At 62.1% G+C, this 12,819-nt stretch carries 10 protein-coding genes; 6 read left to right on the forward strand and 4 right to left on the reverse strand.

Annotation, left to right across the window (positions count from 1 at the left end; translation table 11 throughout):
- Positions 1 to 28: 28 nt before the first annotated feature.
- The 6 genes from OHL14_RS17765 (at position 29) to OHL14_RS17790 (ending at position 8,363) form a co-directional block, all read left to right on the forward strand.
- Entirely contained in the window at positions 29 to 2,602 is a 2,574-nt protein-coding gene (locus OHL14_RS17765; RefSeq protein WP_263380721.1) for a beta strand repeat-containing protein, read from the forward strand.
- 129 nt (positions 2,603 to 2,731) lie between these two features.
- Positions 2,732 to 3,238: an AAA family ATPase gene (locus OHL14_RS17770; RefSeq protein ID WP_263380722.1), complete on the forward strand. Its 507-nt coding sequence runs from the start codon at positions 2,732 to 2,734 to the stop codon at positions 3,236 to 3,238.
- A 245-nt stretch (positions 3,239 to 3,483) separates the two neighbouring features.
- A complete protein-coding gene (locus OHL14_RS17775) occupies positions 3,484 to 3,861 on the forward strand; it encodes a VOC family protein (RefSeq protein WP_263380723.1) in 378 nt (125 codons plus the stop codon).
- 49 nt (positions 3,862 to 3,910) lie between these two features.
- The gene (locus OHL14_RS17780) at positions 3,911 to 5,419 is read left to right on the forward strand and encodes a S10 family peptidase (RefSeq protein WP_263380724.1); all 1,509 of its coding nucleotides are present in this window, start codon (positions 3,911 to 3,913) and stop codon (positions 5,417 to 5,419) included.
- A 137-nt stretch (positions 5,420 to 5,556) separates the two neighbouring features.
- On the forward strand, positions 5,557 to 7,839 hold the full coding sequence (locus OHL14_RS17785) for a M20/M25/M40 family metallo-hydrolase (protein ID WP_263380725.1): 2,283 nt from the start codon (positions 5,557 to 5,559) through the stop codon (positions 7,837 to 7,839).
- A gap of 29 nt (positions 7,840 to 7,868) precedes the next feature.
- Positions 7,869 to 8,363, forward strand: a complete 495-nt coding sequence (locus OHL14_RS17790) for a hypothetical protein (protein ID WP_263380726.1) — start codon at positions 7,869 to 7,871, stop codon at positions 8,361 to 8,363.
- A 103-nt stretch (positions 8,364 to 8,466) separates the two neighbouring features.
- Here OHL14_RS17790 and prmC read toward each other — a convergent pair whose 3' ends face one another.
- The 4 genes from prmC to OHL14_RS17810 form a co-directional block, all read right to left on the reverse strand.
- Positions 8,467 to 9,288 carry a peptide chain release factor N(5)-glutamine methyltransferase gene (prmC, locus tag OHL14_RS17795; RefSeq protein WP_263380727.1) on the reverse strand — a complete coding sequence of 274 codons (822 nt, stop codon included), beginning with the start codon at positions 9,286 to 9,288 and terminating at the stop codon, positions 8,467 to 8,469.
- 181 nt (positions 9,289 to 9,469) lie between these two features.
- A complete protein-coding gene (locus OHL14_RS17800; protein WP_263380728.1) occupies positions 9,470 to 10,099 on the reverse strand; it encodes a porin family protein in 630 nt (209 codons plus the stop codon).
- 329 nt (positions 10,100 to 10,428) lie between these two features.
- A complete protein-coding gene (locus OHL14_RS17805; RefSeq protein ID WP_263380729.1) occupies positions 10,429 to 11,676 on the reverse strand; it encodes a hypothetical protein in 1,248 nt (415 codons plus the stop codon).
- Positions 11,677 to 12,060: 384 nt separating this feature from the next.
- Complete coding sequence (locus OHL14_RS17810; protein WP_263380730.1) at positions 12,061 to 12,534, reverse strand: hypothetical protein; 474 nt, start codon at positions 12,532 to 12,534, stop codon at positions 12,061 to 12,063.
- Positions 12,535 to 12,819 lie beyond the last annotated feature (285 nt).

The following is a 12,819-nucleotide window of genomic DNA, read 5'->3' on the forward strand; positions in this document are numbered from 1 at the left end:
TTACTTGCACCAAACATAGGACTCCCCGATGCCGTTGGCGTTTTCGCGTAAATCTGCCCTATCTGCTGCTGCCCTGACCCTCGCGGGCCTCCTGTTTGCAACCTCCGTGCTGTGCCCACATGCGCAGGCGCAGTCCGGCACCAACGACGGGGCGCCGAAATTCACGCCAGGAAACCTCGTAGTGGTAGTCGAAGGCTGCGGCGTTAACGGCGGCACCTGCACCTCTACTCCCAATGGCACAGGGACGGGCGCAGGCAACAGCTCTGTCGGCGGCTACGGCGACAACCAGGGCGCGCCAGTCACGCTGTTCCAATACACGCCCAACGGCACCACATCCGTACAGTTTGTGAACTCGTTCGTGTTGCCGCAGACGGCCTCCGGTGCGAACCTGCCGATCTCGGGAGAATACGGCTCCTCATCCGAAGGTTCGCTCTCACTCTCCGGCGCGGGCCAGTACCTGGTCTTCGGGGCCTACGGCATCAACGCAGCCACGTTCAACGCGAACCCGACAACCTACGGCGCAGCTCCGTCACTCGCGCTCGCACAGTCCGGCTCGCTCACCACGCAGAGCACCTACACGCCGATCCCGCGAACCGTGGTGATGATCGATCCTGCCGGCAACGTCAACTCCTCCACCGCCGTCTTCAACGTGTTCAACAACAACAATCCGCGCAGCGTTTACACGCTCGACGGTGTGAATGCCTGGATCTCCGGCCAGGGCAACAGCCCGGATAAAACAGGCGGCGTCTTCTACACCCCGCTCGGCGCCGTGAACAACGCGCCCGTATCCATCACCGGCCTCGATACCAGCACTAACACCGCAACACAGGACACCCGCAACGTGCAGGTCTACAACGGCACGCTCTACGTCTCGGTGGATAGCAAGGAAGGCTCCGGGGCAGCGCGCTCCTACGTCGGCACACTCGGCACGCCCCCGGCCACCAGCCTTTACGCCAACAACGCCGGTCCCACGCAGCTGACTGAGACCAGCAGCTCTGGCGGATCCATCACCAGCACCAGCAAGATCACTCTCACCGCGCCCGAGACGAACGGCATCAACAGCACAGGGCTTCAGGTGAATCTCAGCCCCTCCGGCTTCTACTTCGCCAGCCCCTCCGTGCTCTACGTAGCCGACACCGGCCTCGGCAAGCAGACCGCTGCCACCAGCTCGCTTGGCGACGGCGGCTTGCAGAAGTGGGTCAACTCCAAGGCGGACGGCTCGGGCACCTGGGTCTTTGAGTACACCATCGCCGCCGGTCTGAACCTCGTAGCCAACACGGCGACCGCAGGTACCACCGGCCTGTATGCGCTGACGGGCACCGTCTCCGGCTCCAACGTCTACCTCTACGCCACCAACTACACCGTCGGCGACCTCGACCAGCGCTACCTCTACGGCTTCACCGACGTCCTCGCCGCCACGACGAAACCCAGCACCAGCTTCACCGTTCTCGCCACCGCCCCCGCGGACTCCAACTTCAAGGGCGTCTCCTTCGCTCCCAGCTATCCCGCCGGAAGCGCCACGCTGACCACAGTCCCCTCGGGCCTCACCATCACCACCGCAGGCACAGGCTGCGTTCCCGGCACCTACGTCACGCCGGTCACGCTCGTCTGGACACCCGGCAGCACCTGCTCGCTCACCACGACGGCATTCCAGGCCAACGGCACCACGCCTGATGTCTTCGCGCAGTGGAATGACAACACCACCTCGACAACCGACATGGTGATTGCACCGAGCACCTCGGCCAGGTATACCGCTACCTTTGCCGTCGCCTCAGCCAGTCTCACGACCAGTTCCAACTCGGTGATCCTCGGCACCGCCAGCACAACGCTCACGACGAAGGTCGCCTATACGGGCGCAGCCGCTCCGGTGGCCTCGGGCATCACCTTCACCGTGAACGGCAGCTCCACCGGCGTTGGCGCGACAACCTGCACCGGCACGACCTCGCCGATCGTATGCACGGCCACCTTCGCCTCCTCCACGCTCGCGCTTGGCAGCTATCCGATCGTCGCCACCAGCGCAGCCTCGACGGCCTACCCCGCGGCCAGCACCAACTCCAGCAGCCTCACCGTCACCGCAGCTACTGACTTCAGCTTCACGGCCACAGGCACAACCACGCAGACGGTCAACTCTGGCAGCAACAGCGCGACCTTCACCTTCGCGCTCGGCCTCACACAGCCCAGCTTCCCGGCCACGGTGACCTTTGCCGCCGTAGTCCCACCCAACGCCACCTATACGATCTCGCCGACGTCGGTCACAGCTACAGGCGGAGCGCAGACCATCACCCTCACCGTGCTGAACTCCACGCTGCTCTCGCGGAAGAACGCTCCACTGTCACCCTTCGGCCTCGCGCCGGGAGCGATCTTCGCCTCCTTCCTGGTTCTGCCGCTCTGCTTCCGCCGCCGTCTCCGCGGCGGGGTCATGCGCTCGCTCTCCATCGCCTTCTTCGCAGTCGGTGTTCTGGGAGCCTCCACCGCTCTCAGCGGCTGCTCCGGCAACAACAAAGCTCCCACGCAGTCCCCGATCAACTATGGCGTGGTTGTCACCGCGACCAGCGGCACGGTCTCGCACTCCGCTACCGTGACACTTACGGTGCAGCCGTAACAACGTCAGCGAAGTCTTTACCGTAAGAATCAGCCAGCGCAACAAACCTTGAAAGGACCCGCGACGTCCTAAAATGTTTGTTGCGCTGAACTTTTGTTGCGCTGAACTGTTGATGCGAGGAGTTCGAAGATGCCGATAACAAGTGTCTGCTGGATTCTGGTTGCTGGGCCCACCGGCGCAGGCAAGACCACCGCTGCGCGAGCTATCGCGGCACGCTTCGGCGGAGTCGTGTTCTCCATCGACGAGTGGATGAACAATCTCTTCTGGATAGACTGTCCGCAGAAGAACGACCTGCCTTGGGCTTTGGACCGGATCGCCCGATGCGAGGCGCAGATTGCAGCGGTGGCCGCACAACTCGCAGCGACAGGCGTCTCTGCGGTGCTGGACCTCGGGTTCACGCAGCGGGAGCATCGGCAGGCATGGCTTGCGCGCGCAAAGGCAGCGGCGGTTTCAGTAGAACTGGAAGTGCTCGACCTGCCTGCGGACGAACGATGGAAGCGCGTGCAGGACCGCAACCGCGGCGAAAGTGCGACCCACTCCTTTGAAGTGACTCGCGAGATGTTCGACATGATGGAGCAGCGCTGGGAAGCTCCAGACGCAGTCGAGTCAGCCTCCTTCGAGACAAGCGCGCGATAGTTTTTCTGCATCCGCTGAAGGATCGCGACAATCACATAAATAGCCGAAAAAAGTATGGCCGGAATGGTAAACACGGCCTCCTGCAGAAGCTCTTCTGCAGGTCTGTCTCACCCGCATACGGGAGTGACCCACGGCGATGGCGGTAGTGCATGTATGCACTGCCAAACCGTCGCATGGGTTTTTGACAGAGTTCGGTCCCGTCCCACCCATGCGACTGCTTCTGAAACCGAAGGAGATCGCTACCAATGACAAAACTCAATCACTGCAACCTTTCCGTTTCAAACGTCACAGAGGTCTGCCGCTTTTTCGAAGCCTGTTTCGGCTTCGAAACTACCGATCGTATCGGCGAGGACAAGCTGGTTGTTATGCACGGGGAAGACGGTGCCGTCCTGACGCTGATGTACGACAAGACCGTCACGCCCGACACCTACCCTCGCATGTTCCACATCGGATTTCTAGAGCAGAACGAAGGCTCCGTGGTGCGTCGCCACCAGCGCATGGTGCAGGCTGGATTCGCAGCACCTGAACCCGCCGTCATCCACCGCGGTGGCCCGAAGACCTTTGGCTTCTACTACACGCCTCCCGGCGGAGTGGTCGTTGAAGTAAGCTGCCCCGCTGAATAGCTGAATGACGAATAGACGAAAGCTGGGGCGAAGGCGATACAGTATGGCTATGAATCTGCGCCGCCTCGCTCCAGCTCTCCTCCTCTTCGCCCTTCCTGCGTTCGCGCAGAAACCCGATGCCGCGCCCAAGCCCGATGCCGCGAAGGCGGATGCCAAGCCTGAGACCAAGCCTGAGACCAAGCCCGAGATGCTGCCCGCAGACAAGTCTGTCACGCAGACCATCACCGTCAACGGCAAGACGCTGCACTACACCGCCACCGTCGGCACCATCACACTGAAGAACGCAGAAGACAAGCCCACCGGCCAGGTCGTCTACACCGCCTACACTCTCGACGGAGCGAAGGACCGTCCCGTTACCTTCGCCCTCAACGGTGGCCCTGGAGCCTCGTCCGTCTATCTGAACCTCGGAGCCATCGGACCGAAGCATGTGAAGTTTGGCAACGCGGGCGATTCGCCCTCCGACGCCGCCACACTGACCGACAATCCCGGCACGTGGCTCGACTTCACTGACCTGGTATTCATTGACCCCATCGGCACAGGCTTCTCCAAATCGCTCGTCGATGAAGCTACCACCAAAAAGACCTTCTACACCCCGAACACGGACATCCAGTACCTCTCGCTGGTCATCTACAAGTGGCTCGTCAAGAACGATCGCCTGCTCGACAAGAAGTACCTCATCGGAGAGAGCTACGGTGGCTACCGTGGCCCGCGTGTGACCTATGAGCTCGAATCGCAGCTCGGCGTCGCACTCAACGGCCTCGTGCTTGTCAGCCCCTACCTCAACCCCGAGTTCGGCGACAGCAACCTCTCGCCCATCCCGTGGATGACCACGCTGCCCTCCATCACCGCCGCGCACCTCGAAGCCGAACACAAGCTCACCGACGACGCCATGCAGCAGGTGATTGCCTACACCAAGGGCGACTACGCCAGCGCTCTCATCAAGGGCAACAGCGACCCCGCCGCTCGCCAGGCCATGATCGACAAGGTCACGCAGATGACCGGGCTTGATCCCGTCTATGTGAAGTATGCAGGTGGACGGCTGGATACGGGTTCCTACCTGCGCGAGGTGCATCGTTCGCAGGGGCTACTCGGCTCCGTGTATGACTCGAACGTGACGGCGCTCGATCCGTTCCCTTACTCACCCTACCAGGAGGCGAACGATCCCCTGCTCGACAGCATCATCGCTCCGACGACGACCGCGATGGTCGACTTCATTACCCACACCGTCGGCTGGAAGACCGACGACCGCTACTATGCTCTGTCGATGACCGTGAACCAGCAGTGGGATCGCTCGACCAACCTGCGTGACGGCTCGGTGCACGAGCTGCGCCAGGCCGTGGCGTCGGACCCCAAGCTGCGGGTGCTGATCGTGCATGGTTGGAACGATCTCTCCTGCCCGTTCATGGGCTCGGTACTGACGGTAGACCAGATGCCCCTCCTCGGCGATCCAGGCCGCGTCTCCGTCCACGAATTCCCCGGCGGCCACATGTTTTACACCCGCCCCGCCAACGGCGACGGCCTACATAAGCTGGCTGAAACGATGGTGGCCACCCATTAGCTTGATCCGAAGCAAATGAAAGAGGGGCCGAAAGGTCCCTCTTTTTATGGAAGCCACCGAAATGACACTCGTAGAAATATCGAATTTGGGACTAAAGTAACGCGCGGCAAATCCACAGGAGCGATTAGCATGGCACCATGCGCCGCTATCTGTCCGTCCCACTTCTGCTGGTAACCTCGTGCATCAGCGCGCGGATCTTCGCCCAGTCGCCGAACGTTCCTGACGACGAGCGGAAGGGATTTACGACCCTCGTGCAGGACGACCTGCGCCATGATGTCTCTTTCCTCGCCTCCGACCACCTCCAGGGTCGTATGAGCATGCAGCCGGGGGACGATCTCGCCGTGCAGTGGATCGTCGGCCAGTTCGCCAAAGCCAATCTTGACCCCATCGCCGTGAAGGCCAGCGGCATGCCGGGCTATGAGCAGAGCTTCAAGATCATCGAGTACCGGCCAGACCGCGCCAACACTGCCATCACCCTGCTGCGCAAGGGCAAGCCTACCGAGGTCTGGCATGCGCCTGAAGCTTTCGGAGCCTACAAAGAGCCCATCGACCTCACCGCGCCGGTCGTCTTCGCTGGCTTTGGCATCACTGCGCCCGAACTCAAGTACGACGACTACGCAGGCCTCGATGCCACCGGCAAGATCGTGCTTATCTTCGACCACGAACCGCAGGAAGACAACCCGCAGTCCGTCTTCTACGGCACCGGGAATACGCGCTACGCCACCACCCGCGTGAAGGTGCTCAACGCGCAGCAGCATGGCGCCGTCGGCGTCATCATCGTCGCCGAGCCGAACCGCAAGCATCCCACCAATGCAGAGCGCGCCGCCCGCATCGGCGGCAGCATCACGCGCAGCAATCCGCTACCCGTCCAGGCCATCGCGGACGACGAAGTGACGATCCCCTCCATCACCGTCAACGACGACGTCGCCAAGGCCCTGCTCGCCACCAGCGATATGCTCGGCAGTGATCTCCAGACAAAGATCGAGGCGACCCTCACTCCGCAGAGCCGCACCCTGCCGGACACCACCCTCACCCTGCATCTGCGTAACCTTTCCGCGAACGAAGGCCGCATCAGCAACGTCGTCGGCCTGCTGCGCGGCAGCGATCCCCGTCTGCGGCCCGAGACGATCATCATCAGCGCGCACCATGACCACGACGGCATCTCCGACTGCCCCGCTGGTACAGGCGGAGTCGACCAGCTCGGGCAGACCACCACCGCCGGCGCCGACTGCAAGGCGATCTGGCATGGTGCCGACGATAACGCCTCCGGCACCGCTGGCGTCATCGCCCTTGCACGCGCCTTTGCCGCCAACGGAGTGAAGCCCAAACGCTCCATCCTCTTCGTCGTCTTTGCCGGAGAAGAGCGCGGCCTGCTCGGCGCGTATTGGATGGCGGCTCATCCGCTGCGCCCTCTTCAACTCACCCGCGCCCAGATCAACTTCGATATGATCGGCCGCGATGAGAAGGCCAGCCCCCAGACCGACGGTCTCATCAAGATTCCCGCCGACACCTCCAACCGTCTCAACCTCGTCGGTGCCGAGTACTCCCCCGACTACGCCCGCATCGTCACCGATGAGGACAAGAGCGTCGGACTTGTCATCGACGACCGCTTCGATCATGAGAACGCCCTCAACGTCCTCTTCCGTTCGGACCAGTTCCCTTTCCTGCTACACAACATCCCGGCCATGTGGTGGTTTACCGGCTTCCATCCCGACTACCACCACATCACTGACACCGCTGAGAAGATCGACTACGCCAAGATGACGAAGATCCTGCAACTGGCGTACCTCTCGGCCTGGCGTTTCGGCAGCGACGACAGCGTTCCCGCCTTCGTCGTCAACCCCGGACCGCCCCCGACGCCCGCGCCTGAAGCCCCCGTCACGGCTGACTCCGCTACTGTACCGGACGCTGTCCCCGAAAAGCCGCGTCATCATCGCCCGGTGACGGCTGTGAACCTTGGCAATGCGCAGGTCAAGGAGAAAGAGGAAGAACCGGCCTCGCTGGTGCTGCCACCACCGATGACGACCGTCTCCATCCCCAGCACGACCACTGCGGTTTCCTCCGACGAGGCTGCACCGACCTCGCATGCGCCCATCGCGCCGGTAGCCGCCACAGGCAACGCCGCCGCCGCGGAACCGCGGCACCATCGCCCCGTCGCTCCGGTGCAGATCAAGGACACCACCAGCATTGTGCCGGTCGACGACTCCGTTGCCGACGCGCCTCCGCCCGTCGCTCCTGTCTCCACCGGCATCACGGCCGACCCCAACGGCAACGTCAAGCCCGCCGTTGCACCCGTCGCACTCGCGCCCAACGCCGCTTCGCAGGCTGGCAACGCTAAACCCGCCGTCACCCCTGTCAAACTGGGTGGAAAACAAGCCGGCCAGGACGAGTACGATCAAGAAAACGGGCCGCCGAATTAGCCGCGGTCCACGATCTGAGGTTCGAAGCAATGGCGTGGTATCTACTTCTCGGTATCTCGAACGGAATGCGCACCATGACCCCCGTGGCGGTGTTGTGCTGGTTCAGCTGGCTTCGCCTGTTTCCTGAGCCTGGCTGGGCTTTCTGGACAGGCAACCTCATCTCGGTGATCATCTTCACCCTCTGCGCCGTTGGCGAGTACTTCGGCGATACCCGATCCAACATTGGCAACCGCACCGATCCGCCGCAGCTCCTGGCGCGGCTGGCCTTTGGCGGACTGGCTGGCGCGCTCGCCGCGCAGAGCATGGCCGAGCCCATCATCGGTGGCGTCCTCTTCGCCTGGGTCGGCGTGCTGATCGGCGCCTTCGGTGGACTCCGCGTTCGCCTCTGGCTCTCTCGCAAACTCAACAGCAACACGGCCGCCGGCCTATGCGAGTCTGCCCTGGCCCTCGGCCTGGCCCTGCTGAGCGCCTGGATGCTGCATGTAAGCAACCTGCCGCCGACCGATGTCCCGTTGATGCCATGAGGCAGGGGTCGGTCTAGCTTCTGAACAGCGCTGCTCTTGAGTCGGTCGCCAAGGCTTCAAGCCGGCTTCAGGCACAGATGCTCTACACCCGGCTCAGACCTTGTCACCCTGAGGTTGCCAGCACTACCCGCGGAATCCCCGCATAGTCGTCCAGAAACCGCACTTCCTCCCACCCCGTCAGCAGCTCCGCAAGCGCCTCCCGCTGACCATATCCGAACTCCATCGCCAGCAGTCCCCCCAGCCGCAACGCCGCCTTCGCCTGCGGGATGAGCCGCCGATACACCTCCAAGCCATCACTCCCGGCGAATAGCGCCGTGTGCGGCTCGAAATCGCGCACCTCCGGCTGCATCTCGGCGGCATCTCCTGCGGGAATATACGGCGGGTTCGACACCACCACGTCGAAGCGAACGCTACCATAGGCTGCCAGCAGGTCCGACTCCGCAAATTGCACCCGACCGCTCAACCCCAGCCGCGTCGCGTTCTGTTGCGCCACGGCCAGCGCCGCAGCAGAAAAATCACACGCCACCACCTGCGCCTGAGGTAGATGCGTGGCGATTGCCAGCGCAATGGCCCCTGTCCCCGTGCCTACGTCGATCACCGCCACCGGCGGGGCCTGTTGTGCGGCCCACGCCAGCACGGCCTCCACCAGCAGCTCGGTCTCCGGACGCGGAATCAGCGTCGCTGGCGTCACTTTCAGCTCGAGCCCATAGAACTCCTGCGTGCCCGTCAGATACTGCAACGGTTCACGTGCCGCCCGACGCGCCACCAGCTCAAAGAACTCTACCCGCAGCTCCTCCCCGAGCTCCTCATCCGCATGCGTAAACAGCCATGCGCGCCCCTGCTGCAGCAGATGCAACAGCAGTGTCTCTGCATCACGACGAGCGATCGGCGGCGAAGCTGCGGAGATGGCCTGTTGAACGGTCACAGCTTCTAAGCATAGCCGCTGCGCAAACTGTAGCCATTGAGTGCAGTCTGCCCGCGAAGACGGTGCGGGCAAAAAAGTGGCCGCCCTCGAAGAGGGCGACCCAATACCGGTTTATTTATTAGTTGCTAGAGACAGTACACAGGCAAAATTTCCAGGCGTCTCTACCCCTTTCGGGGCAGCTTTACTGAGGAGGCTCGGCTGCCTGTGGCAGGGGTTGCCGCGATGGCGGAGCCGCCTTCACCGGCGCCTGCTTCGGAAAGCCCCATTGCAGCCCTTTGGGTCGCCCGCTGCCGAATCGGTACGCCACGCCCACCGTCCCCACCATCGGCGTAAGTCCGTGAGGAATCCCCAGCCCCGAGAGCCAGTACTGGTATTCGAAGTCCACGCGCGCCTTCAGCCACGGCTTGATCTCATACTCGCCGCCCGCGCCGCCGGTAAGGATGTTGTACGCAATGTTGTTGTAAAAAATCGTGCCATCCGAGTATCGATAGCCCGAGTTGTAGTTCAGGACCCCACGGCCATACATGCCCTTCGCATACGGCGTAAACAGACCATAATGCTTCGGGATGTACCGCCCGCCCGCCTCATAGGTGCGCTCGTAAAACTTGTCCTGCCCATGGGTCATCTCGTGGAAGTCCACCTCCACGCCAAAGTGCTTCGTGAAATCGAAGCTGCTGTAAAGAGTCGCGCCCTTCAGCCGAAAGCCGTTATAGTCGGACTCCGCCACGCTGAAGCCGCCACCTGCCTGCAGATCACCCGCACGGCTCGCCGTCGTCAACGACTGCGCACAGGCCAAGCTGCCAGAACTCAAGCCTGGTAGAAGGCTGAGGCACGCTGTAAAAAGAATTGCCGCGAGGCTGCGTCGAACCTCAATCGATAGGTCTTGCAATGTGTCGCTCCGGTGTCGTTGGACAGGGTTGCTGCAACTGCGCCGCCGTACGCTTCCCGGTGGCAGGGCCCCACGCCGATTGTAGCAATGCAGTGCGTCTTCGCCGAAGACTCTCCGCATTCTGTAGGCCGCGTTCTGTCGTCTGACGCCCACAGGCCACCACGAGGGTTACGCCCACCCAACTTTCAGACACACTCTTTTATGACGGAGGCGCTTCTATGACGGAGGCGCTTCGGCCCCTCAGCCCCCGGCTAAACCAGCTCCACGCCTGCATTGAGACGATCCGTGAGGTCGTTCACCTTGGGAAACGCCAACCGCAGCGGCGCGCCCAGCCCACGTACGCCGCACGTACGGATCACGTTGATGCAGCCCTGCAGCAGCTTCGGCGGATGGCCATCCGGCCAAAGCTCCGCAAACGACTTCATCTGACCGTCGCGGTCGGGATGGAATGCGCGCTCATCCCAGCGCTGCCATCCTGGCATGAAGTCCGGAAAGTCCGTAATTGCATTCAGCGTCGAGGCCACGATCCGCTGCTCCCAGCGCTGCGCATACTGGTCCATGAAATGCACATGGCTGCGGCGCTCGACGCGGATCTCTTCGACAAACTCGGTAAAGCTAGCTGCCGTTGTCAGGTTGATGTTCGCATTCGGCTCCAGCCCATGGCGGTCGCCGCCGGAGATCGCGAGGTGCCCGGTCTCCTTTGTTAGCTGGATCACCTCGCGGTTCTCGCGCGCATGGCGCAGGCCGTTCAGTTCCAGCGCATGGATCGTGCTGCCTGCCAGCTCCAGAAAACGGCGCAGCTCCGAAACATGCACCGGGCCCGTCTTGTGCAGGTCCCACAGAGGATGGTTCATCACCACCAGTACCTGCGGCTCCGCGTGCAACTCCTTCAGCATGTTCAGCAGCTGCGCGTCGCTCTGCTCCGAGCACGGCGGATGTCCTTCCCCGATCGCCAGCGTTGGCCGAGCCTGGGCCGTGAACGCCTCAAACCGCTTCATCCACGCCATGCCATCCGCGCTCTTCAAATTGTGAATGCCCAGGTGGAACGTCGTTCGCCCAAACGGCGCGGACCACTCCACACTCACCGGAATATGTCGCGAACTGGGCACCGTGCGCAGCAGCATCGGCGCCTCGACCGTATCGTGATCCGTGATCGACACGAGCGAGTTCAGATTGAGCCGCTGAATCTGCTTCGACTCCAGGTCGTACGCCATGCGCGGCTGCAGCGGTGGACGCCAGTTCGCCCGCTCAAAGTCCAGCTTGATCCCATGCCTGTCCGATCGGCGCTGATAGTGCTCGAAGAGGTTCTTCATTGCCGGAAACGCAACGAACATCGCGTGGATGAACCCCAATGTCTCCTCGGAGATGCTGGTATGACTGTGCAGGCTGACACCCGTGACATACGGCTCAACGGCATCGGCTTGCTGCCAGTTGGTCGTAATCTGCGTCCGACGCGTCGTCGAAGTCCTGAGGGATGCTGCTGAGCTGACAGTCTGCATAGCCGGTTGTCCTCCGCAAGAGCTCGCCGTAGCAACTCCTGCTGGGAACGATTCTCGACAGGCAACGCAAACAAACCGTGACCGTAAGAAGAATAGAAGCTTAATTTCACCCCGTCCCCAGCCAGATACCCCCTCCCCAGGTTCCAAACATTGTCATCCTGAGCCGCAGGCGAAGGACCTGCTTCCCCGACTCATCACAACTCTCTGTCATCTCGACCCTGAGCGCAGCCGAAGGGCCGCGTCTTTTGCGCCGCCGTGGAGAAGCCTGCCCTGAGCGAAGTCGAATGGAACCCCTGTATCTATCGCAGCGAGAGCTGAAAGCGCGAGCCTCCAAATAACAAAAGGGGCACGGCATAAAGCCGTGCCCCCTAGAAACTCTCCAACCTACCGCCAGTGAGAGCTGCGCCAAGCTGCATCGACCGTCTGGTGCGCTTGCGAGATGTGCATCATCGCGCGATCGCGCAGACCGCGTGACTGCGGCACGTCCTCGGCACGATCCAGATCGTGCATGGCCTTGAACAGAAGCTCATTCGCCTTCCCAAATCGGTCGCGAGGCGCCAGGTGCTCATCGATCGGGAACGGATCATTCAGGCCTTTGCCATCGTCGATCGCCGCGTGCTTGATCTCGTTGATCGCAGCATCGATCTCATGCACAGCGGCATCGTCCTCATGCCGCACCGCGCCCCAGCTCCAGCCGTCGTTCAGGTAGTGCCGCGCCGCGCGCAGATCGCTCAACGCATGCAGATACGCAGGATGCGGTCCCGGAACCTGCTGCCAGCCCTGTGCCTTCATCGTTGCCGGTGCCGTCACTACCACCAGCGCTGCCACTGCCATTGCAAACTGCATCATCTTCTTCATGTCGTTCCCTTTCATGCTGCTTGTAAGGTCGCTATGTTAGAGGCCTTCGGCCTCTCTGTCACACGCAATCTTCAAACCGCGCTGCAATGATTAGTTGTGGCCCATTTCGTGATCTTTAGAATCGTTATCCGATGAATCACTGCGAGAATTGAAGCTGCGTTCCCTCTTGCAGTCGCAAGGAGGCTGCATCGCACATCTGCCACAAGTACCTTGCAACCACCTCCGTTGCGCTCCTTGATTCCTTCCTATCCGCAGCTCCGGAAATGCAGCACAGGAACCGCGCCT

Origin of the sequence: Granulicella paludicola (genome assembly GCF_025685545.1) — a bacterium.
GTDB lineage: Bacteria > Acidobacteriota > Terriglobia > Terriglobales > Acidobacteriaceae > Granulicella > Granulicella paludicola.